The 21,309-nt window shown below is 63.7% G+C and carries 17 protein-coding genes and 1 pseudogene; 3 read left to right on the top strand and 15 right to left on the bottom strand.

Translation table 11 applies throughout. The features are described from left to right. A pseudogene (locus tag FJ492_RS13290) lies at nucleotides 1-270 on the top strand (UTP--glucose-1-phosphate uridylyltransferase); the annotation flags it as partial. 82 nt (nucleotides 271-352) lie between these two features. Here the strand turns inward: FJ492_RS13290 and FJ492_RS13285 are convergent. Next, entirely contained in the window at nucleotides 353-2,128 is a 1,776-nt protein-coding gene (locus FJ492_RS13285) for an outer membrane beta-barrel protein (protein ID WP_181166651.1), read from the bottom strand. 249 nt (nucleotides 2,129-2,377) lie between these two features. Here FJ492_RS13285 and FJ492_RS13280 point away from each other — a divergent pair, with 249 nt between their 5' ends. Next, on the top strand, nucleotides 2,378-3,379 hold the full coding sequence (locus tag FJ492_RS13280) for a KpsF/GutQ family sugar-phosphate isomerase (protein WP_140712800.1): 1,002 nt from the start codon (nucleotides 2,378-2,380) through the stop codon (nucleotides 3,377-3,379). A gap of 202 nt (nucleotides 3,380-3,581) precedes the next feature. On the opposite strand, the gene FJ492_RS13275 is transcribed toward FJ492_RS13280, so the two are convergent. The 14 genes from FJ492_RS13275 to FJ492_RS13210 form a co-directional block, all read right to left on the bottom strand. Beyond that, nucleotides 3,582-4,046 (bottom strand): NfeD family protein, encoded by a 465-nt coding sequence (locus FJ492_RS13275; protein WP_140712798.1) that lies wholly within the window; start codon nucleotides 4,044-4,046, stop codon nucleotides 3,582-3,584. A 14-nt stretch (nucleotides 4,047-4,060) separates the two neighbouring features. After that, nucleotides 4,061-5,011, bottom strand: a complete 951-nt coding sequence (locus tag FJ492_RS13270; protein WP_140504234.1) for an SPFH domain-containing protein — start codon at nucleotides 5,009-5,011, stop codon at nucleotides 4,061-4,063. A 121-nt stretch (nucleotides 5,012-5,132) separates the two neighbouring features. Further along, nucleotides 5,133-6,344, bottom strand: a complete 1,212-nt coding sequence (locus FJ492_RS13265; RefSeq protein ID WP_140770247.1) for an FAD-binding oxidoreductase — start codon at nucleotides 6,342-6,344, stop codon at nucleotides 5,133-5,135. Nucleotides 6,345-6,396: 52 nt separating this feature from the next. Next, complete coding sequence (gene hemH / locus FJ492_RS13260; protein WP_140770245.1) at nucleotides 6,397-7,458, bottom strand: ferrochelatase; 1,062 nt, start codon at nucleotides 7,456-7,458, stop codon at nucleotides 6,397-6,399. Nucleotides 7,459-7,604: 146 nt separating this feature from the next. Then, nucleotides 7,605-9,659 carry a bifunctional UDP-sugar hydrolase/5'-nucleotidase gene (locus FJ492_RS13255; RefSeq protein WP_140770243.1) on the bottom strand — a complete coding sequence of 685 codons (2,055 nt, stop codon included), beginning with the start codon at nucleotides 9,657-9,659 and terminating at the stop codon, nucleotides 7,605-7,607. 189 nt (nucleotides 9,660-9,848) lie between these two features. Then, the gene (locus FJ492_RS13250) at nucleotides 9,849-10,229 is read right to left on the bottom strand and encodes a hypothetical protein (RefSeq protein ID WP_027146250.1); all 381 of its coding nucleotides are present in this window, start codon (nucleotides 10,227-10,229) and stop codon (nucleotides 9,849-9,851) included. A 187-nt stretch (nucleotides 10,230-10,416) separates the two neighbouring features. After that, the gene (locus FJ492_RS13245; protein ID WP_140770241.1) at nucleotides 10,417-11,862 is read right to left on the bottom strand and encodes a homospermidine synthase; all 1,446 of its coding nucleotides are present in this window, start codon (nucleotides 11,860-11,862) and stop codon (nucleotides 10,417-10,419) included. Nucleotides 11,863-12,072: 210 nt separating this feature from the next. After that, on the bottom strand, nucleotides 12,073-13,308 hold the full coding sequence (locus FJ492_RS13240) for a hypothetical protein (RefSeq protein WP_140770239.1): 1,236 nt from the start codon (nucleotides 13,306-13,308) through the stop codon (nucleotides 12,073-12,075). A 1-nt stretch (nucleotide 13,309) separates the two neighbouring features. Then, nucleotides 13,310-14,239, bottom strand: coding sequence for a DUF3445 domain-containing protein (locus FJ492_RS13235; protein WP_140770237.1), 930 nt, complete (start codon nucleotides 14,237-14,239; stop codon nucleotides 13,310-13,312). After that, on the bottom strand, nucleotides 14,236-14,523 hold the full coding sequence (locus FJ492_RS13230) for a YciI family protein (RefSeq protein ID WP_140770235.1): 288 nt from the start codon (nucleotides 14,521-14,523) through the stop codon (nucleotides 14,236-14,238). Before FJ492_RS13230 ends, FJ492_RS13235 begins: the two co-directional genes overlap by 4 nt. Nucleotides 14,524-14,542: 19 nt before the next feature. Next, on the bottom strand, nucleotides 14,543-15,205 hold the full coding sequence (locus tag FJ492_RS13225; RefSeq protein ID WP_140770233.1) for an aminotransferase class IV family protein: 663 nt from the start codon (nucleotides 15,203-15,205) through the stop codon (nucleotides 14,543-14,545). Next, the gene (locus FJ492_RS13220; protein ID WP_140712782.1) at nucleotides 15,154-16,296 is read right to left on the bottom strand and encodes an aminodeoxychorismate synthase component I; all 1,143 of its coding nucleotides are present in this window, start codon (nucleotides 16,294-16,296) and stop codon (nucleotides 15,154-15,156) included. The genes FJ492_RS13225 and FJ492_RS13220 overlap by 52 nt, the downstream gene beginning before the upstream one ends. A 168-nt stretch (nucleotides 16,297-16,464) precedes the next feature. Beyond that, nucleotides 16,465-17,244: a proton-conducting membrane transporter gene (locus FJ492_RS13215; protein WP_140770231.1), complete on the bottom strand. Its 780-nt coding sequence runs from the start codon at nucleotides 17,242-17,244 to the stop codon at nucleotides 16,465-16,467. A gap of 358 nt (nucleotides 17,245-17,602) precedes the next feature. After that, nucleotides 17,603-19,444: a M3 family oligoendopeptidase gene (locus FJ492_RS13210; protein ID WP_181166650.1), complete on the bottom strand. Its 1,842-nt coding sequence runs from the start codon at nucleotides 19,442-19,444 to the stop codon at nucleotides 17,603-17,605. A 172-nt stretch (nucleotides 19,445-19,616) separates the two neighbouring features. Between FJ492_RS13210 and FJ492_RS13205 the strand changes: the two genes are divergently transcribed. Further along, nucleotides 19,617-21,152 carry a sigma-54 dependent transcriptional regulator gene (locus FJ492_RS13205; protein ID WP_140712778.1) on the top strand — a complete coding sequence of 512 codons (1,536 nt, stop codon included), beginning with the start codon at nucleotides 19,617-19,619 and terminating at the stop codon, nucleotides 21,150-21,152. Nucleotides 21,153-21,309 lie beyond the last annotated feature (157 nt).

Here is a 21,309-nt window from a genome sequence, read left to right as displayed (position 1 = left end):
GAGATCTTTGGGATTCTGGATGGGCAGGAGAAGGGCGCCGGCAACGAGATCCAGCTCACCGCCGCGATGCTGAAGCTGGAGAAGCAGCAGGCCTTCTACGGCTACCACTATCAGGGCCGCACCTTCGATTGCGGTTCGCCGGAAGGTTTTGTCGAGGCCAATGTCGCCTTCGCGCTGTGGCGCAGCGACATGAATGAGAACATGGCCGGCGTCATCCGCACGCTTCTCGACGAGGTGAGCCCATCCGAGCGCCGCGGGGCCGCATTTTAGTCACCGCACTTTCGTCATCCTCGGGCAAAGCAGGAGCGTAGCGACGTCGCGGAGACCCCAGGATGACGAAGCTTATAGGCCTTCAGCGCTGCACTTTCACGCCGAGGTAGATGCTGTTGGCGGTGTAGTCGCGGCCGGGCAGGTTGCTGGTCAGCTTCTCGGTTCTCACCCGGGTGGTGAGGCCGGCATACCGGTTCAGCCACCAAGTCAGTCCGGCCTCCGCGCTCAAAATCCTGTCATGGCCGTCGATGCCGACATAGTCGCGCCAGTCCAGGCCCAGAGCCGCATTCGCGGTAAGATTGGATCGGATCACACGTTCGCCCGTCAGGCGTCCGGAGTAGAGGATATCGCCGCTTTCGCCTGACGTGGTCGTGGTCTCGACAGTTGTCTTGCCGGTCAAGCCGATCATGGTGCCGCGTTGCGGTGACCATTTGACATCCGCGTTGACGGTGGCCCCCGAAATCGCTTCCAGGCTCTTGTCGTCGACCGCTTCCCTGAGCCAGCCGGCCGAGAATTCACCCGACAGCTTCTCGCCCATGTCGAGCTGCAGGCCCGCGCGGGCGCCAAGCCGCGTCGAGGAGCGCTCGAAGCCTTCATTGTCGATGCGCTGGTCGTAGGCCCGGCGGCCGACCTCGATTTCGGTGAAGGGCGTGAGCGCCGGGGAAATCTCGTAGCCGGTGCGCAAGGTTGCTGTGTAGAGCGTGTTGTCCTGGTCTTTCTGCGACAGCGAGGTGCCGTCCGAGAGCTTGGCGTCGCCATAGAAGTCGTGTGAGACCGCCCCGGTCAATGTGTACTGCATCTTGCCGACCGCCTTCTCGACGCCGATGCTGCCGTCGATCGACTGCCGCAGGGGTTGGGTGCTGACGCCGGCGATGGCATCGGGCGAAGACGCGGATTCCGGCACGGCTTCGTAGCCGAGCTTGGCGATGGCGCGCATTTCCTTGTCGAGGTCGACATTGAGCTGGCCTTCGATGCGGCCCTGCGCATCGTGAACCCGGTAGCCCGACACCGTTTCGCGGAAAATGCCGTAGCCGTCGATGGTCGCGGAGTTTTCACGCCAGTCGGAAGCGGCGGTAAAGCGCAGCGCCGTCTCGGACAGCAGCGCCGATGTGCCGGCACTGCTTGAGTCGCCGTTCGTCGTGGCCGTCAATCCCTGTTCGATGGTCGGCCGGATGACGAAGGAGCCCCATTTGACCCCGGTGGCGGCGAACGGATCGTCCTCGGGTTTCTTGTTCCGGCCCTCGATCGCAGTGGTGCGCTCGGCGCCAGCGTCGAGTTTCTGCCTGTCCGCACTGTCGATGGTGAGTGCACGGCGGTTGGCCGCGTCCTGATCCGCCGCGATGCTGTCGGTGTCGTCCGTTGTGGCCGTCGTGGCAGTGGTGGTTGGATCCGTAGCCGCCGTAGTGCTCTTTTTCTTCTTCGACTTGTCGGCCGCCCTGTCCTTTGCCTTGTCGGCCGCATTCTGCCTGGCGATCGAAGTGCGGCGCGGCTTGGGCTGCGTGGGCGCATCAGCGGAGGTATCGTCGCTAGCCTGGGGCGGGTCGAAGACGCTGGTGGTCGAGTTCGCGGCGTCCGTGTCGTCAGGCACGGCGTCGGCGCTGGCCGGCAAATAGGTGCGCGCCGGCGCATTGTCCCGCGCGTCAGCGTTGGCCGCCGTTTGCTGGGCGAGAACCAGGCTTCCCGCCTTGCGCTGCTGGTCGGACAGGATCGCCGATTCGGATACTTCTCCACGCAGTTCCGTTTCCTGGGCATGGAGGGGCGCAGGGCGCAGCAAGGCAAGGATGCTGGTCGCCAGCAGCAAGGCGCAGGCCGCCTTGTCCCGTCGTCCTCTCAATTTTTCTGGCTGGACCCCGGACATCGCCACCACTGCTTGCGCGGCGCATGCGCGCCATACTTACCGAACCGTAAATGGGGATGGTTAATGGAGGGTTGAGGCGGCACGCATCCCCCCCGGCTCGAACGCGATTTTCGCGGGCGACAATGCCGGTCCGGGTCGTGCCCTCTGTCTTGATCCTTGTCCTTGCTCCAACCGCCGCACACTCGACCTTGATGCCGGAGGGCCATTTCCGTTGGACAGGCGGGCGGCAAAGCGCTAATCGCATGATCCATGCATGCGAGACCTCTCGATAAGAAGCCTCTGGACAGGCAAGCGTCGATCGAATCGGCGCTGAGAACGGTGGCAACTGAACAGGCCGGGATCGCGGCCCTTGCCGAGGCACTCGAGAACGGACTGGCAGCACCCTTTGCCCAGGCCGTCGAGATGATCTCGAAGATCGAGGGCCGGCTCATCGTCACCGGTATTGGTAAAAGCGGCCATATCGGGTCGAAAGTCGCGGCGACGCTGGCCTCGACCGGCACGCCGGCCTTCTTCGTCCACCCCGTCGAGGCCAATCATGGCGATCTCGGCATGATCGCCAAGGACGACGCCGTCATCGCGATTTCGTGGTCGGGCGAGAGCAAGGAGATGATGGGCATCGTCGCCTATTCCAGGCGTTTCTCCATCCCGCTCATCGCCGTGACCTCCGGAGAGACGTCGGCGCTGGCGCGCGCGGCCGACGTGGTGCTGCTTTTGCCACGCACCCCCGAGGCATGCCCGCATGGCCTGGCGCCGACGACATCGACGCTGCTGCAACTGGTCATCGGTGACGCGCTGGCGATTGCGCTGCTCGAGGCGCGCGGCTTCACGCCTGACCATTTCCGCACCTTCCATCCCGGCGGCCAGCTCGGCGCCAACCTGACCATGGTCTCCGAGATCATGCGGGCCGGCGACCAGATGCCGCTGGCTTCGCTCGGCACCAAAATGCCGGAAGCTGTGATGACATTGTCGCAGAAGAAGGTCGGCTGCGTTCTGATCGTCGACGCGAATGGCGAACTGGCCGGGATCATCACCGACGGCGATGTCGCGCGCAACCTGCACCGCAACCTGGCCGACGTCATCGTCGACGACGTGATGACCCGCACGCCCAAGACGGTCGACCCGCAGACGCTTGCAGGCACGGCCATCGCGCTGCTCAACGAGCACAATATCGGCGCGCTGGTGGTGACCAGGAACAACATGCCGCTGGGCGTGGTGCATTTCCATGACCTGTTGCGCATCGGCGCTGCCTAAGGCGTGTCGGTATTCAGGTCAGGCCGGCCTGCGGACGGCAGCCTCCTGCGCTTCCCCGTTCTACTGCGTCGCAGTAGAACTGAGCTCACGGACTTAATGCCCGCTCCGCTCCGGTTCTCGGAAGCCACCATTCTCGGCTCGGCCTGACCTGAATCTCAACACACCTCGTGCCGGTGCTATTCAGGTATTGGGGGCCGGAAACTCAGACCTGTTCCACCGTCAATTCCAGGTCGGTGTCGGCAGCGGCGGTGACGCGCACCTGTGTGCCGGCGGGCAAATCCGGGCCGGAAACCCGCCACAGCGTGTCGCCGAGCTTGATGCGGCCGCGGCCGTCGCGGATCGGCTCGGCGAGCGTCGCCATCCTGCCGATCATCTGCGCACCACGGCGGTTGAGCAGCGGCTGATCGCTCGGCTGGTCGTGTCCGCCCATGAGTTTCTTGCCGGCAAAGGCTGAAACCAGCGACAGCACGAGGAAGAGCAGCACCTGGACCTGCCATGTCCAAATGGCGGCACCCCAGACCAGCAGCGACACCGCGCCGACGATCAGAGCGGCGATGCCGATCCAAAGCATGAAGAAGCCCGGCGCGATGACCTCTACCACCAGCAGCACGAAGCCCAGGACCATCCAGTTCCACGGGCCGAGTTCAGAAACGATGCGGTCGATCATGAGAGTGGCCTATCTCAATTCTCGCTCGGGCGGACCACCGGCGGGCGGGCTGCCTGCCTCTGCGCACCGGTCGTGCCTTCGCTGCGGAAGACCTCCTTGGCGATTTCGCCAATGCCGCCAAGTGAGCCGATCAGAGACGACGCCTCGAAGGGCATCAGCACGATCTTGCTGTTGGTGGCGGTGCCGATCTTGCCCAGCGCCTCGGTGTATTTCTGGGCGACGAAGTAGTTCAGCGCCTGCACGTCACCCTTGGAAATCGCTTCCGACACGACCTGGGTGGCGCGGGCTTCGGCTTCGGCGGAGCGTTCGCGCGCCTCGGCATCGCGGAAGGCGGCTTCCTTGCGGCCCTCGGCTTCGAGGATCTGCGACTGCTTGAGGCCCTCGGCGGCCAGGATCTGCGCGCGCTTGTTGCGCTCGGCGGTCATCTGGCGGCCCATCGATTCGATGAGGTTGGCCGGCGGGTTGATGTCCTTGATCTCGACGCGGGTGATCTTGATGCCCCACGGGTGCGCCGCCTCGTCGACGACGCGCAGCAGGCGCTCGTTGATGGCGTCGCGGTTGGACAACAGCTCATCGAGGTCCATCGAACCCATGACGGTACGGATGTTGGTCATCGTCAGGTTGAGGATGGCGTTCTGCAGGCCGGCAACCTGATAGGCGGCCTGTGCCGCATTGAGGATCTGGTAGAAAGCGATGCCGTCGACACCGACGATGGCGTTGTCGCGGGTGATGATCTCCTGGCTCGGAACGTCGAGCACCTGTTCCATCATGTTCATCTTGGCGCCGATGCGGTCGACGAACGGCGTGATGAGGTTGAGGCCGGGGCTCAGTGTCTTGGTATAACGACCAAAGCGTTCGACGGTATAGTTGTATCCCTGCGGAATTGTCTTGATGCCCTTGAACAGCACCAGCACGACAAGCGCGACAAGAACAACGATCGCAATATCGAAACCACTGAAATCCATTTGGCTCTCCCTCAGAGGCAGGCCGCGCAAGCCATTCCCGCGCAGCCAACTTCACCAAAGACTTAAGTGTGTTTCAAGAACGTTACAATCAGGTGATGAGGGATTGTTTGCGAGTATACACTCAGCGGTTGAAGGCAAACAGGCTTGCATCCGTGTCTTCAAGCCCGTCGATCGACGCCGAGACGATCTCCGCAGCGATCCGCGAGAAGGTGATGCCATTGCCGCCATAACCCAACACGGCGTGGATGCGCGGGTGCCTGGGAATGGCGCCGATATAGGGCAGGCCTGACGTCGTGATGCCGAAGGAGCCGGCCCAGGCAAATTCGGGCCTGACGTCGAGATGCGGAAACATCAGGCCTAGCTTTGCGGCGATGCGTGCGCTCTTGTCGCCGATCAGTTCATCGCGCCGCGTCTCGTCGATGAAATCCTCGTCCTCGCCGCCGCAGATGACCCTGCCGTCGACCGTTGCCCTGACGTAGAGATAGGGATCGGAAGCTTCCCAGACAAACGCCGCACCCGGCCAGAGTTTTCGCGTTTGCGGGCGGGTTGCGATCGCCCATGTCGATATGACCCGGTGAGCAGCCGCCGGCACCATGTCGACCAGTTCGTAACCCGTGGCCAGGACAACATGCCGTGCCGTGATGGCAGGGCCATCCCTGGTCGTCACGATCACCTCGTCGGCACTGTCCTTGATCGCCGCCGCTTCGACCGGCGTATAGAGACGTGCCTTGCGCTCCCGAGCCTTGAGTAGCAACCCGGCCGTCAGCTTGCGCGGGTCGAGCGCGATGTTGCCATGGCTTAGGATGGCGCCAGCGCGATCGATGCCGAATGTTTCGGCCAATGGCGCCGGTGTGAGATAGGTCGCGCCGATGCCGGCCATCTGCCGCGCCTCGGTTTCGTCCCGGAGTTCCGAGGGGCCGAGCGCGGTACCGGCCAAATAGAGCGATTGGGTGCGGCTCATGCCGCATTTGAGGCCGAGTTCGGCGATGCGGGCGGCGAGATTGGAAATAGCCAGCCGCGAACGTCGCCAGGCCTGCCGTGCCTGGGCCGTGCCAATCATCCTCGACAGAGCCGAAAGCGGCTGGTCGATTTCGAACTGCACCAGCGCCGTGGTTGCCGCTGTCGATCCTTTCAGCGGCCCCCGCCGGTCGATGCAGATCACGGAGTGACCATCCGCTGTCAGCGCCTCGGCCATCATGGCGCCGCTGATGCCCATGCCGACGATCAGCACATCGGTCTTGACGTCCCGGATCAGACTGCCCGTCGGCACCGCGGGCGCCCGATAGGCGGACCAGACGGGCCGGCCAGTGCTGAGGTCGAGTTTGCGGAGCATTGAATTCTCCGGAGGCGCTGCTCAACGCTTCGGAGCTTGTGTTGTTCCGGCGTCAGACCCAGCCCGACAGTTCGCGCCGCACCATTGCTTCGATCACCGCCATACCCTCGGGGCTGTCGTTGAGACAAGGAATGTGGGCGAAGTTTTCGCCACCGGCATGATGGAAGGTCTCGGCTGCTTCGCGGCCGATCTCGTCCAGCGTCTCGATGCAGTCGACGGAAAAGCCTGGATTGACGATGGCAATCGATCTGATGCCGTCCTTGGCCAGTTTCTCGACCGTCTTGTCGGTGTAGGGCTGCAGCCACTCCTGCGCCCCGAAGCGCGACTGGAAGGTGGTGATCAGCTTGTTCTCGCCCCAGCCGAGTTTCTCGCGCAGCAGCCGCGTCGTATGCAGGCAATGCGCCCGGTAGGGATCGCCCTTGTCGGAATAGGGTTTCGGGATGCCGTGATAGGAGGTGATGACCACCTCCGGTTCGAAATCGAGCGTCGCCAGATGCCGTTCGATCGAACTGGCGAGCGCTTCGATGTAGACCGGCTCGGCATAGTAGGGCGGCACGCTGCGGACGGCAGGTGCCGCGCGCATCTTCATCAACGCCCGGAACAGCTGGTCGTTGGCGGTTGCCGTGGTGGTCGCCGAATATTGCGGATAGAGCGGAAAGCTCAGGATGCGGTCGCAGCCTTGCGCCACCAGCCTTTCGGCGACGCTTGATGTCGAAGGGTTGCCGTAACGCATCGCCCAGTCGACGATGACATTGGGCAAGTCGCGCAATGCCCCGGTCAGCTTTTCGGATTGCGCGCGCGTGTAGGTGCGCAAAGGCGACTCGTTCTTCTCCCGGTTCCAGATCCTGGCATAGTTGGCACCCGACTTCTTCGGCCGCGTGGTCAGTACCAGCCCATAGAGGATCGGATACCAGATCGCCTTGTTGAGCTCTATGACGCGCGGGTCGGACAGAAATTCGCGGAGATAGCGCCACATAGGCTTGAATTCGGTACCGTCGGGCGTGCCGAGATTGACCAGCATGACGCCGACCTTGCCGGCCCTGGCCGGCGCGTGTCCCGCCGTCGCGGCGACCGGCTTGACCGTCTTGGGGTCGACAACATTGGTAGGCGTCATAAGGGTTCTCCGGAGACGGCGTGAAACTAGTGATGGCGCGCCGCTTTTCAATGCTGCGTCTGGCCGCACCATACCGCCTTTCCGTCTGGAAAAAGAACACTCGCCAGGTTTCCCCGGCGGGTGTTCTCGCTGGAAGCGAAATGAGGTTACTTCGCGGGGATGGTCAGTGTCGCGCCCGGCGCAAGCCGATGCGGCCTTTGACCCTTGTTCGCCTCATAGATGAGTTTCCACCTGGTCGCATCGCCATAGGCTTTCTTTGCCAGATCCCAGTAGGTATCGCCGGCCACGATGACATGGCTGCCGGTGGCTGGCGCGGCTTCAGCGGGCGTTGTCGGTTCTGCTGGCGCCGCCGAAGCGGGAGCGGCAGGCGCGGGAGCGGTCTCGGCAGGTGCCGGCGGCGGGGGTGCCTTTTCCGTCGATATGGCTGGCGGCGTGTTGGCGATATCGCCTGAGTTGGCAGGCAGTTCAGGCATCGCCGGTGCGGCCGGTTTGGCGGCTTCGGCCGGTGCCGGCGCTGCCGGTGCGGTCTCCGCGGGCTTTGCTGGTTCGGCAGGCTTGGCCGGCTCGGCGGCGGGAGCTGCCGCTGTCGTCGCGGCGATCTCGGTGATACGGCCGTCGAGCTTTGGCGTATAGGGCCGGTGGGCGCCGAGATAGTCGGCGACGACCTGTTCGAGGCCAGGGCCGTAATCATAAGCATTCCTGGCCTTTTCGGCGAAGACCTTGTAACCGTCGCCGCCCTGGCGGACATAGTTGTTGGTGGCGACCAGATAATCCTTGTCGGGATTGATCGGCGTCCAGGCGCCGTTTTCCATCACCTCCACCGACTTCACGCGGCCGGCATTGGGCGCGACCGACCTGTCGAAGGAATATTTGAGCCCCGCGACCTGCGGGAAGCGGCCGGCGCCGTCCTCGATCTGGCTGAGACCGGCTTCGAGCCCGGCGACCAGATCCTTGCCGGAAATCTGGAAGGTCGCCAGCGTGTTCTGGAACGGCAGCACGGTCAGCACCTCACCCATGGTGACGGTCCCCTTGTCGATCGAGGCGCGCAGGCCGCCACCGTTGGAGATAACGATCTCGACGCCCTGTCCCTTGACGCGGTCGAGTATGGCGTCGGAGACGAGATTGCCCATCTCGCACTCCTTGGCGCGGCAGCTTTCGCGGCTGCCGTCGATCACGTCGGTCGTCTCGGCCACTTCCTTGTTCTTCAGCGCCTCGATCGGCGCGCCGAGTTCCTTGATGCGGGCGAGCACCGCGGGATCGGGCGTGATCGACTTGTCGAGATAGATCGGGTCGCCGCTCGCCGATTTGACGACGCCATTGTCGTCGAACACCACCTTGAACTCGCCGAGATATTTCGAATAGGACGCCGCCTGCACCACCGGAACCTTGTAGCCGCCAGGGTTGTCGACCATGGTCGGGTAGGGGCCAGCCGCCTTCGGATCGGTGTTGGACAGGAGCGTGTGGCTGTGGCCGCCGACCACGACGTCGATGCCGGGGATCTTGGCAATGATGTCGCGTTCCCTGTTGTAGCCTATATGGGTGACGGCGATGATCTTGTTGACGCCTTCTCCCTTAAGTTTCTCGACTTCGGCCGTGATCGACTTGACGTCGTCCTCGATCGTGATGTTGGGGCCGGGGGAGGCGAGTTCGGGCGTGTCGTTGGTGACGGCGCCAATGATGCCGATCTTCTGGCCGCCGACCTCGATCACGATCGACGGCTTGACGCGGTCGCCGAGCTTGGACTGCGCGTTTGCCTTGACGTTGGCGCCGAGCACCGGGAATTTGATCATGTCGAGGAAGGGCGCAAGGGCGGCTTCGCCGTCGTCGAATTCATGGTTGCCGAGCGCCATGGCGTCGAACTTCATGTCGTTGAGGAACTCGCCTTCGACCTTGCCCTTGTAGGTCGTGTAGAACAGCGAGCCTTGGAAATTGTCGCCGGCGCTGAGCAGCAACACGTTCTGGCCTTCCAGCTTCTTGCGTTCCTGGGCGATGGCGGTGATCAGCCGGCCGGCGCCGCCGATGCACTCGCCCTTGGTCTCCTCCTCGGCAGAGCAGGTCGACTCATATTTGTTGTTGCCTTCGATGCGGCTGTGCCAGTCATTGATGTGCAGGATGTTCAGTGTGTAGTCGGCAAAGGATGCCCCGGCCGACAGGCCAAGCGTCGACGCGGAAAGGGCGGCAATGGCGGCAAGCTTCTTCATCTTCGTCTCCCGGTAGGCTGATCGGACGCGTCTACGCCCTTGCTTGACTGGGATAGTACAGCCAGCGTTTCGATCATGTTCCCATCGCGTTCCGGCTGACGCAAGCGGAAATGCGGCGGTATTTCCAGGCGCAAAAAAGGACGGCGACCAAGCGGCCGCCGTCCTTTGTGACTGGAATGTTCGCCGGGTTCAGGTGCGCCGCGTCAGCACGAAATTCTGGCCGGCGGAGCTGGTGCAGTTGAGCTGGCTGGTAGACACCATCAGACAATTGAAGCTCACCGGGGTTTGGCGGATCAGCGAGGTGCCGTTGATCTGCACCGACGTGGCGCCGGTCATCGTGTAGCTGCCGTCGGCAAGCTTCTGTCCCGTGTCGGTGGCGACGGTCGTGAAGGTGCCGCCGCCGGTGAAGGTCGACAGGCCGGTACCCTTGGCATCGATCCAGGAACCTTCGACGCCTTTCGGCGTGGCAGCCATCGGCGGCTGGTCGGGACCGCTGGTGGCACAGGCAGCAAGCATCGAGGCAAGGGCACCCGCCATGCCCATCGAAAGAACTTTGCGCGCAATCGTCATATGAAATCCTCTCCAAACGCGTCGGTCCAAAAATCGGGCCGATTTCTGGGAAGCACGACGCGAACGTCCAAAGTGCTGGGGTATGCTTTAAGCGTCCAACGGACGCACATCGCCACCCCAGGCCGCATCCCTTCAATCGCCCGATTTCCGGGCGATTGCAAGGCAATGGCACATGGTCCGGGTGATGCTATCGGACGAGGATGTTGCGGAATTGCCACGGGTCGCTGCGGTCGAGGTCTTCCGGGAAAAGGCCCGGGCGTCTGTCGAGCGGCGTCCAGTCGGTATAGTAGCCCTTGACCGGTCCGAGATAGGGCGACTGCACGTCCAGGCAGCGCTTGTAGTCCATCTCGTCGGCCTCGACGATGCCGGCGGCCGGATTTTCCAGCGCCCAGACCATGCCGGCCAGAACCGCCGAGGTGACCTGCATGCCGGTGGCGTTCTGATAGGGGGCCAGCTTGCGCGCCTCGGCAAGCGACAGCTGGGAACCGTACCAGTAGGCATTCTTGTCGTGGCCGTAGAGCAGGACGCCGAGTTCGTCGACACCGTCGACCAGTTCGTTCTCGTCGAGCACGTGGTGCACCGGCTGCGGCTTGCCGGCGGCACCGAACATCTCGTCCAGCGACAGCATGGCATCGTTGCAGGGATGATAGGCGTAGTGGCATGTCGGGCGGTATTGAACCTTGCCCTTCTTGGAGTGCACGGTGAAGAAATCGGCGATCGAGATCGCCTCGTTGTGCGTCACCAGCAGGCCATATTGCGGTCCCGGCGTCGGGCACCAGGAGCGCACGCGGGTGTTGGCGCCAGGCTGCTCCAGATAGATCGCGGCCCTGGAGCCGTGCTTGTGCTTCTTGCCGTTCTTGGGCATCCAGGTCTCATGCGTGCCCCAGCCGAGCTCGGCCGGCTGCAATCCCTCGGAGATGAAGCCCTCGACCGACCAAGTGTTCCAGAACACATCCATCGGCTTGGGCTTCTTGGTGCGCTGGGTGTCGCGTTCGGCGATGTGGATGCCCTTGACCCCGGCCTTCTTCATCAGTTTCCCCCAGCCCTCGCGGTCTTCCTGCGCCGGCTCGGAGAACTCCATGCCAAGATCGGTGGCCAGATTAACCAGCGCCTGCTTGACGAACCAGGACACCATGCCGGGATTGGCACCGCAGGTGGAGACGGCGGTGGCGCCGCCGGGCTTGTCGTGCTTTTCCTTGAGCAGCGCCTCGCGCAACGCATAGTTGGTGCGGCTGGCATTGTCGGCCTTGGCGTCGAAATAGAAGCCAAGCCAGGGCTCGACGACGGTGTCGATGTAAAGCACGCCGAGCTTGCGGCAGAGTCGCATCAGGTCCACCGAGCCGGTGTCGACCGACAGGTTGACGCAAAAGCCCTGGCCACCGCCATTGGTCAGCAGCGGCGTCAAAAGCTTCTTGTAATTCTTCTCGGTCACCGCTTCCTGGACGAAGGTGATGCCGCGCTCGTCGAGCAGCTTGCGATCGGTATCGCGCGGATCGACGACCGTCATGCGCGACTTGTCGAACTTGAAATGGCGTTCGATGAGCGGCAACGTTCCGTGTCCGATCGAACCAAAGCCGATCATCACCACGGGGCCGGTGATCTCACCGTAAACGGGCCAGTTTTCATTCGCCATTTTATCGAGCACTCCTTCAAAACCCAGGAAACCGGGAAACACGCGCAAAACCGGGCATTTTTTGGCCGGCGGCCATGCGCTACATCACAGATCATTGTCACAAACCAGCAAAAAGCGCCAACCACAGCCCGGGCACCATTGGCCACTTGGTTAAGGACGCCAACCTGCCGCGGCCGATTGGGCCACTGCGCTCTCGATGCGCTTTCCTGGCTATAATCGGCCAAGCAATCGTGCAAATTCCGGCTTCAACAGGGCGCTGGCATCGGCGGCGGGCAATTCCAGAAAGTCGCCTCCGCAGACCTGGATGGCATGAGGAAGACTTTGCAGTCCAAAGACCAGGCGTTGCGTGTCGCCGTCGCGTTTGACGCTTGCGGCGAGATATTCGCCAATCAGTTCGTCGGTGCCGCATTCAGCCTCGAAACCGGCATCCGTCGGCTCCGTTCGCTTCTTGCGCCGTTCGTCGACGAAGGCGATCAGCGAGGGGCCGGGCTTGCCGTTGACGGTGTCGGTAAACATGTCCTGGAGACCGAGCAGAGCGCCGCGGCGGATATCCATCGTGTAGGCGGCCGAAAAGTTGTTCGGATACGCGCCACGGCAAAAGAGGCTGCCGGATTCCCGCCAGCTCATCAGTTGCGGGGTCAGCGAAGTGACCTCGGACGTGCTGTCCTCATAGCCGCCGAGCGTGCCGTCATCCGTGGTGGCGACAGGGCTGCCCTCGTAAAAGCCTGCGTAACGAAGGGCGGCACAGTTCAATGCGTCGAGGCTGGCGTGCCAGTGCCGGTTTTGCAGCAAGGCATTCGCCGCTTCGGCCGACGTCTCACCTGACAGTTCGACGATGCGCGGCATGGCAAATTTGGTGCGGGGATCGACGACGTAGCTGTAGGAGGCATCCGGCCAACCGGCCTTGTTGCCGACCTTGGGCGCAAAATCCAGCCGCAGATAATCGTAGGGCGACGCTTCCATGGTGATCGGCGCGTCGTCGCCGAAGAATTTAGTTTCGGTGAAATCATGGAGGTCGAACGGGCGCGAAGCCGGCGTCTGCGTCTGTTCGCGGGCCGAGATCCGGGTCAGTTTCACGGGCCGCGTCTTTTTGCCGTTCCAGGTGCCTTCCAGCGTCTTGCCCTTGTCAGCCGAGGCAAGGCGCCAGATGGCTGCGGCGGGTGCTGCCTGACCATTGCCGCATTGCTCGGCGCCGCACACTTCCTCCTCCGCCAGTTCGAACCGGCGCCCTTTGCGCGGCCTAGCCTGCAGTGGGATGTCGACACCTTGCGAGCGGTAGAAATAGCGTCCGGCGAGCGGCCCGTCCGACGCCGACGGATCGCTGGTGAATTCGACGACGATGTCGGCTGATCCGATTTTGCCGGCATAAGTCACAGGCTCGGCTTGAGCTGCCGCGACAACGAAGACAAGCGCGCCGACAAGCGGTGGCAGATTGCGAACAGACATTTTACCCCCGGGCCATGGCTTTCAGATAATCCGCCAGTCTGTCACGGTCGGCGGTCAGGCCCTTGTAGTCAAGCTGCGTCTGGTCCAGCGCAATGAGCTGGTCGGCGAAGGAGACCGCCAGCGTTGCCCGTTCCGGGTGCCGCGCCAGCACGGCGAGCGGGTCGAGATGGATGCGGATGGTGAACAGGACATCGCGCGAAGCCGGCAGTTTGCGCAGCGTCTGACGCTCGACGCGGATGAAGGCGTGCGCCTTGACGTCACCGTCGCGGAAACGCGTCGGCCGGCTGGTCGCGCGGTCGATGCGCTCGACATTGGACAACGGATGGTAGAGCGCGTCGCCTGACTGGATCGACCAATTGTAACGCTCGACGGCCTGGCCCTGCAGGCCATCGAACATCCGGTTGATGAGATCGGCCGGCCTTGTGCCCGGGCCGAAGCCCGGCACCGGCTCGTGGATCCGCTGCAGCGGCCTGCCGAATTTTTCGGTGAGCGACCAGGACGAAGGAAAGCACAGCGAACCCGCGGCCAGACGCCAGCCGTCTTCGCCCCGCCGCATGAGGATCAGGTCTTCCTGGACCAGCAGCGAGGCCGCGACCAAGGGAGCGCCGATGAGGCTGGAAGGGATGGCGGGATGGCTCGTCGTGCCCACGACCGCAACGCCCGCATCGCTGCGCCGGTGGGTGTCGGGAAATCTTTCCGGCAGGTAGGCGGCGAGCAAGTCGAGCACCTCTTGCTGGGCAGCGCGCGTGCCGTCCTCCTCGACGAAGACGCGCGCGGGGATTTCGTCATAGAGCCGGCGCTTTTCGGCGAGATAGGGCAGCAGGTGACCGTCGACCTCGATCCAGTTCGCGGGGTCGAGCGGCTTCAGCCCGATGGTGAAGAGTTTCGACGAGCCATCATAGGGCGTGTGGGTAGGTTGCCGGAAACTCATGCCTCTTTGAACGAGCCCAAACCGGCGGCGGTCATCCGCGCTATGAATTCGGTGATGTCGTAGTCGGCGGCGCCCGCCTGGGCGAAAGGATCGGCTGCCAACCTGGCATCGAGCAGTTCGCGGGAGCAGCGTGCGATGATGACGCCGCCGGTTCTTGGCCGCTTAGGCCCGGACGCAACGAAGATGCCTTCGGCGTAACAGGCTTCCAGCCACTCGATATGGCCTGGCGCCAAGCGGTCGATCTCGGTCAGCGGCACCTTGTAGTTCAGCGACACGACGAACATTGCATTCTCCGGGCTTGGGTCACGCCAGCCTGGCGGGGATCAGCCCGCGCAGCGAATTGCCGACGAACAGCGCCTTGGCGGATTTCAGGTCATCCAAGCTGTAGATCGCTTCAGTGGCGCGGCCTTCATCCAGAAGCACCGCGCGCAATACGCCAGGCAGCAGGCCGCAATCGAGCCGGGGCGTCGCCAGGATGCCGTCGCCGAAATCGGCGAAGACATTGGTGATCGTGCCTTCGCAGATTTCGCCGCGCTCGTTGGCCAGCAACACCTCATCGGCCTGGGTGATGAGATATTCGGAGCGGGCATGGGTGTAGAGCTGCCGCCGGCTGGTTTTGTGGCGCAGCAGCATGTTGCTCGAAGCGAGCCTCGTCCATGCCAGCCGCAGCGCCCACACCTTGTCGGCGGCAAGCGGTTCATAGGGCTGCGCCGAGGCGTTGGCCTCGCCATCGCGCGACAGAGCGAGCCGCGTGCGTATGGCGATGGGTGATCGATCGACTGCGCCGCTCAGGGCTTCGCCGACCTTTTGCGGATCATAGCTGAAGCCCAGTTCCGCCGCCGATGCATAAAGACGTGCAAGATGGCGATCGAGGCGCAGGAAACCCGAGGCGGGTTCCCAGCGCATGGTCTCGATCAGCTCGAAATCGGCGGCGTCCCCGTCGCGAAGCGGGCTTTGAGCAGACATTCCTGGTACTCCTCTTTCGCGACCGAATCGAAGACGATGCCGCCGCCGACGTTGTAGACGGCCTCGCCGCTGGCAAAGAGCGAGATGGTACGGATCGCCACGGAAAAGCGCATCGTGCCGCCGGGTGCGATCCAACCGATGGCACCGCAATAGACGTCGCGGGGCGTGCCTTCGAGATCGTGCAGGATCTCCATGGCGCGGATCTTCGGCGCGCCGGTGATCGAGCCGCAGGGAAACAGCGCCGCGAAGATCTGGCGTATCGAGAGGCCGGGCAGCAGCTGGGCCCTGACGTCGCTCACCATCTGGTGCACGGTCGGGTAGGTCTCGATGCGGAACAGTTCCGGCACCTCCAGCGTGCCGACCTCGCTGATCAGCGATATGTCGTTGCGCAGGAGATCGACGATCATCCGGTTCTCGGCCTGGTTCTTCTCGTCGTTGCGCAGGAAATTCTTCTGCCGCTCGTCCTCGTCCCTTGTCGCGCCGCGCGGTGCGGTACCCTTCATCGGGTGCGTTTCGATCCTCCCCGCCGCATCGATCTCGAAGAACAGTTCGGGCGAGCGCGACAGAACGATGGGATCGCCGAGCGCGACCAGCGCGCCATATTTCACCGGCTGGCGTTCGGTCAGCGCGTCGAAGGCGGCGAGCGGATCGCCGGACCATTGCGCTTGCACCGGAAAGGTGAGGTTGCCCTGGTAGCAATCGCCTTGCCTGATGTGCCGGTGCAGCCGCGAGAACCGCTTCTCGTAGTCCTCGAACGACCACGTCGCCCTTGCATCGAAGATCGGGCCGTTGGTCGGCGTGCTTGGCGGCGGCACCGCCTCTTCATCGGGAGCATCGAAGACTCCGAGGCAGACCAGCGGGGCCCGGCGCCGGCCCGGGAGAAGGGGAACGAGTTTCGGCTCGAGCAGGTAACCGGCCTCGTAGGAGAAATAACCGGCCAGCCATTTGCCGGCGTCGTGCGCGGCCTGCGCTGCTTGCAACGCGGCCGGGAAATCCTTGGCCTCGTGCGCGACGATAACATCGGCCGGCCGCTCGAAAACGAGCTGGCGCGCGCTTTCGTCGTTGCGGAAAATTGCGGCGGGCAGGGACATGGGAACCGGGATCGATGTAGCCGACGATCGCTCTATATGGGGGGCCGGGCGCACGCAATCGAGGGAACGGCACCCTGTCCCTCAAAGCCGACCTTTGCCGCATCGAACCTTGCGATCAAAAAGAAAGCGGCGGCGCCCTTGGCGCCGCCGCCACATGGTCCCCATCGTTCAGGTGTTGCTGGCGGTTCCGGCCGTTGGAAACTGCCTGGCGAATTCGGCCTCGTTGCCGGCAGCGAGCAGCTTGGCCTGCTCGATCCAGCGTTCGCGCGCGATGCGGCCGTCGAAGTTCATGACGTCCTCGATCCGCTTGATGTCGGCTGATGTCCAGGCGGCGATCTGGGCGAAGCTGGTAACGCCTTGCGCCTTGAGCAGCTTTTCGTTGACCGGGCCGATGCCGATCAGCCGGCGCAGATTGTCGGGCTTGCCCGACGCCGGCTTGGCTGCTGCTGTTGCGGCCTTCTTTGCGGCGGGCGCTGCCTTGGGCGCGGCCGAGGTCTTCGCCGGAGTTTTGGTCGCTGGAGCCTTGGTCGGCGAAGCCTTGGCCGCCGGTGCCGAAGCGGTTGTGGATTTGGCCGCCGCGGGCTTCGGCGCCGTCTTTGCCGGGGCGGCCTTCGCGGCGGCTGGCTTGGCTGTCGCCGGAGCGGATTTGCCAACGGCAGGCGTCGACATCAGGGCTGCCGGTGGCTGACTTGACGCCTTTGCTCCGCCGGCGCCCGACGAGGCCTGCGCCTCGCGCAGCTGACGCTCGAGATCGGAGCGGGTCTTGCCGCATGCATTGAGTTCGCCGGTCAGGCGGTCGCTGTCGGCGCGCAGCTTGTCGCGCTCGCTGCGGGTGCGATCGACGTCGCCGCGCAAACTGTCGAGTTCACCGCGCAGACGCCCCCAGATGAACCAGCCGACCAACACGCCTACCAGGAACGCCAGGACCACGTAGAAAAAAGTGCCCATTGTCTCTCTCCAGTCAGATCCGTCTGCCGTGGGTCAAGACCTTCGGCGCAGGACTACTCGATGATGGTTCCGCGGTTCGCGGAACAGCCGGCTTCGGTTCGAGCTGTCGGCGATCGGCTTTGCCTGCCCATGGCCAACGGCCGTCGTCGCGTTCGCCTGGGCGCACGGCCGGCCGGGACTTTCCCTCGCCGATCCGCATGCGCTCCGGCTGAGCTTGAAGGGAAAGCTACCATAGAGCTTGCGGAAAGCTATGGGAAAACGTTCCCGGAGAGTTCTTCAAGAACAAATATTTAGGCCAAGAATAGCGCGGCCCAAACATGCATTCCGGCTAAACTGTTCTTGCCGGGCGAGAGGCGACTCAATCGTCCAGCGTTTCCAGTTCGTCGATCAGGCCGCCGATCACGGCGAGCCCGATCTGCCAGAAGGCGGGGTCGGTGGCGTCGAGACCGAAAGGCGCCAGAAGCTGAGAATGATGCTTGGTGCCGCCGGCACGCAGCATCTCGAAATATTTGTCCTGAAAGCCGCGCTCGGCATTCTGGTAGACCGCATAGAGCGAATTCACCAGACAGTCGCCGAACGCATAGGCATAGACGTAGAAGGGCGAGTGGATGAAATGAGGGATGTAGGTCCAGAACACCTCGTAACCCTCGCGCAACTTGATCGCCGGTCCCAGGCTCTCGGCTTGCACCTCCAGCCAGAACTGGCCGAGCCTGTCGGATGTCAATTCACCGTTGCGACGCTCGGCATGCACCTTGCGCTCGAATTCATAGAAGGCGATCTGGCGTACCACCGTGTTGATCATGTCCTCGACCTTCTGGGCGAGCATGGCTTTGCGCTCGCGCCGGTCGGTGGTCCGCTCGAGCAGCGAGCGGAAGGTCAGCATCTCACCGAAGACGGACGCCGTCTCCGCCAGAGTCAGCGGCGTCGAGGCCATCAGCGCGCCCTGGCCGGCGGCCAGCACCTGATGCACGCCGTGCCCGAGTTCATGCGCCAGCGTCATCACATCGCGCGGCTTGCCCATGTAGTTGAGCAGCACATAGGGGTGAGCCGATGGCACGGTCGGGTGGGCAAAGGCGCCGGGAGACTTGCCCGGACGCACCGGCGCGTCGATCCAGTTGCGGTCGAAGAAGGTGCGCGCGATCTCGGCCATCTCGGGCGAGAAGCGGTGATAGGCCGACAGCACGGTGTTCCTGGCCTCGTCCCAGCCGATCACCGCCTGCGGCGTCTCCGGCAAGGGCGCGTTGCGGTCCCAGTGGTTCATCACCTCCATGCCGAGCCAGCGCGCCTTCATGGCGTAGTAGCGGTGCGACAGGCGCGGATAGGCCTCGCGCACCGCGATGGCGAGCGCATCGACCACGCCGCGCTCGACGCGGTTGGCGAGGTGGCGTGAATCGGCGATGTCCTCGAAACCGCGCCAGCGGTCCGAAATTTCCTTGTCCTTGGCCAGCGTGTTGGTGATCAGCGTGAAGGTGCGCAAATTCTTGCGGAAGGTCGTGGCCAATGCCTCCGAGGCGCGCCGGCGAACATCGCCATCGGCGTCCTGCAGCCGGTTGAGGGCTGGCTCCAGCGTCAATTCCTCGCCGTCGACATCGAAGCGAAGATCGGTCATCGTCTCGTCGAACAGGCGGTTCCAGGCGCCGCGCCCGGTGATCGATTTTTCGTGGAAAAGCTGCTCGACGCGGTCCTCGAGCTGATAAGGCTTGTCCATGCGCAGATCGAGCACCCACGGGCGGTAATGCCCGAAGGCGGGGTCGCTGGCCAGCGCGCTTTCGATCGCCGCATCGTCGATAAGGTTCAGCTCGAGCGCGAAGAACAGAAGATGCGCGCTGGCGTCGGTCATCTTCTCCTGGATGTCGCCATAGAGCTTGGCGCGCTGCGGATCGGCGGTGTTGCCGGCATAGACGAGGCCGGCATAGGAGACGATGCGGCCGATCAGTTCCTCGAGTGCCTCGTAGGCGGCAAGCGCCTCGCCCAGCCTGCCGGCGCTGCCGCGCCCGGCCTCGGCGGCTAGCGTGCCTTTCCAGCGGGCCTCGAATACGATGGCGTCGGCGGCCGCTTTGGCAATGTCGCGCTTCAGTTCCGGCGCCTCCATGCCGGCATAAAGATCGGCGAGGTTCCACTCCGGCAGATCGCCAAGCCCGGCCGCCGCACCCTGACCGGACGCTGGCGCCGCAATCCGCCGATCAAACATCATGCGCATCGACATACCTTCTTTGAATCAAGTGACCGGAATTACCGAGCCGGACTCAACGCGAATGGAGAAGCCGGTCAAATCCTAAGGAATTCGTTCACCGGGTTTTTTGAAACCTTATTTAGAACCCTGTGCCAAGATGATCCATGGGGAATTCGGGCCCGGGCAAACCAAGACAGTCATGACAGGTTCCATACTCATAGTCGATGACGATCCCGTGCAGCGGCGGCTGCTCGAGGCGGCGGTGACTCGGTTCGGCCATACCGCAATCATCGCCGATGGCGGTGCTGCCGGCCTCGAAGTCCTCGACGGGCCTGGCGCCCGCGACGTCTCGGTCGTGATCCTCGACCTTGTCATGCCCGGTCTCGACGGGATCGGCGTGCTGAAGGCGATGCGCGAGCGCGACATCAGCGTGCCCGTCATCGTGCAGACCGCACAGGGCGGCATCGAAACCGTGGTTTCGGCGATGCGCCACGGCGCTTTCGATTTCGTCGTCAAGCCCGCTTCGCCCGACAGGCTGCAGGCCTCGATCTCCAATGCGCTCAAGGTCGAGGCGGTCGAGGGCGAGGTCAAGCGCACATCGCGCAAACGCGGCGGGCTGCTGACCTTCAGGGACATGATCACCCACAGTCCGGCCATGGACAGGGTGATACGCCTCGGCCAGAAAGCGGCGGCCTCCAACATCCCGATCCTAATCGAGGGCGAATCCGGCGTCGGCAAGGAGCTGGTGGCGCGTGCCATCCAGGGTAGCGGCGACCGCCGCTCGAAACCGTTCGTCACCGTCAATTGCGGCGCCATCCCCGACAATCTGGTGGAATCCATCCTGTTCGGACACGAGAAAGGCTCGTTCACCGGCGCCACCGACAAGCACACCGGCAAATTCGTCGAGGCGCATTCCGGCACGCTGTTCCTCGACGAGATCGGGGACCTGCCGCTCGACGTCCAGGTCAAGCTGCTGCGCGCGGTCCAGGAGGGCGAGGTCGATCCGGTCGGCGGCCGCTCGACCGTCAAGGTCGACATCCGGCTGATCTCAGCGACGCACCGCAACCTCCTGCAGCAGGTCAAGGACGGCAAGTTCCGCGAGGATCTGTTCTACCGGCTCAACGTCTACCCGATCTTCGTGCCGCCGCTGCGTGACCGCCGCGACGACATTCCCCATCTGGTCACGCATTTCATGGAAAAGATGGCGCCCGCGGACCCGCGCCATCGGCTGAAAGGCATTTCGGCGGCGGCACTTGCGGTGCTGCAGGCCTATGACTGGCCTGGCAACATCCGGCAGCTCGAAAACGCCGTCTTCCGCGCATCGGTGCTGTGCGAAGGCGATGTGTTGACGGCCGATGATTTCCCGCAGATCCGCGCGCAGGTGGAAGGCACTGTCAATCTTGAGGTGGACGACACGTTCGAAACCAGCGGCGCTGCGCCGCCGCTGGCGCCGCACGACGAGGACGTCGTGCCCGACGAGACCGCTCCGGCAACTGTGCAGCCGGCCGGGGCGCAGCCCCGCTTCGGCACGCTGCGGGCGCTCGACGAGCGCGGCAATGTGCGTGCGCTGGCCGACGTCGAACTCGAAATGATCAAGCTCGCCATCGATCACTACAACGGCCAGATGAGCGAGGTCGCCCGCCGGCTCGGCATCGGCCGCTCGACGCTTTACCGCAAGCTCAAGGAATACGGTATCGACCCGGAAACCGGCCGCGTCGACAGGCTTGCATCCTGAACCGCAAGGCCGGGACCAGCTTCCCTCGTCATTATGTGGGCTGCAGAGTGCCTTCCCGGACTATCGCGGGCCGGAGGCGGCACTCGATGTGGGTATTGTTCACGCATTGAGGCCAGTGGTAACAGATCGTGTTCGGCCAAAGCCGGAATTCTGATCT

The organism is Mesorhizobium sp. B2-5-4, assembly GCF_006441095.1.
Lineage (GTDB): Bacteria > Pseudomonadota > Alphaproteobacteria > Rhizobiales > Rhizobiaceae > Mesorhizobium > Mesorhizobium salmacidum.
This window is presented reverse-complemented; position numbering and strand designations above follow the sequence as displayed.

What these genes read in the sequence shown, in the direction of transcription:
- FJ492_RS13285 (WP_181166651.1), bottom strand. Translation starts at nt 2,128, where the DNA reads ATGTCCGGGGTCCAGCCAGAAAAATTGAGAGGACGACGGGACAAGGCG.
- FJ492_RS13280 (WP_140712800.1), top strand. Translation starts at nt 2,378, where the DNA reads ATGCATGCGAGACCTCTCGATAAGAAGCCTCTGGACAGGCAAGCGTCG.
- FJ492_RS13275 (WP_140712798.1), bottom strand. Translation starts at nt 4,046, where the DNA reads ATGATCGACCGCATCGTTTCTGAACTCGGCCCGTGGAACTGGATGGTC.
- FJ492_RS13270 (WP_140504234.1), bottom strand. Translation starts at nt 5,011, where the DNA reads ATGGATTTCAGTGGTTTCGATATTGCGATCGTTGTTCTTGTCGCGCTT.
- FJ492_RS13265 (WP_140770247.1), bottom strand. Translation starts at nt 6,344, where the DNA reads ATGCTCCGCAAACTCGACCTCAGCACTGGCCGGCCCGTCTGGTCCGCC.
- hemH (WP_140770245.1), bottom strand. Translation starts at nt 7,458, where the DNA reads ATGACGCCTACCAATGTTGTCGACCCCAAGACGGTCAAGCCGGTCGCC.
- FJ492_RS13255 (WP_140770243.1), bottom strand. Translation starts at nt 9,659, where the DNA reads ATGAAGAAGCTTGCCGCCATTGCCGCCCTTTCCGCGTCGACGCTTGGC.
- FJ492_RS13250 (WP_027146250.1), bottom strand. Translation starts at nt 10,229, where the DNA reads ATGACGATTGCGCGCAAAGTTCTTTCGATGGGCATGGCGGGTGCCCTT.
- FJ492_RS13245 (WP_140770241.1), bottom strand. Translation starts at nt 11,862, where the DNA reads ATGGCGAATGAAAACTGGCCCGTTTACGGTGAGATCACCGGCCCCGTG.
- FJ492_RS13240 (WP_140770239.1), bottom strand. Translation starts at nt 13,308, where the DNA reads ATGTCTGTTCGCAATCTGCCACCGCTTGTCGGCGCGCTTGTCTTCGTT.
- FJ492_RS13235 (WP_140770237.1), bottom strand. Translation starts at nt 14,239, where the DNA reads ATGAGTTTCCGGCAACCTACCCACACGCCCTATGATGGCTCGTCGAAA.
- FJ492_RS13230 (WP_140770235.1), bottom strand. Translation starts at nt 14,523, where the DNA reads ATGTTCGTCGTGTCGCTGAACTACAAGGTGCCGCTGACCGAGATCGAC.
- FJ492_RS13225 (WP_140770233.1), bottom strand. Translation starts at nt 15,205, where the DNA reads ATGTCTGCTCAAAGCCCGCTTCGCGACGGGGACGCCGCCGATTTCGAG.
- FJ492_RS13220 (WP_140712782.1), bottom strand. Translation starts at nt 16,296, where the DNA reads ATGTCCCTGCCCGCCGCAATTTTCCGCAACGACGAAAGCGCGCGCCAG.
- FJ492_RS13215 (WP_140770231.1), bottom strand. Translation starts at nt 17,244, where the DNA reads ATGGGCACTTTTTTCTACGTGGTCCTGGCGTTCCTGGTAGGCGTGTTG.
- FJ492_RS13210 (WP_181166650.1), bottom strand. Translation starts at nt 19,444, where the DNA reads ATGCGCATGATGTTTGATCGGCGGATTGCGGCGCCAGCGTCCGGTCAG.
- FJ492_RS13205 (WP_140712778.1), top strand. Translation starts at nt 19,617, where the DNA reads ATGACAGGTTCCATACTCATAGTCGATGACGATCCCGTGCAGCGGCGG.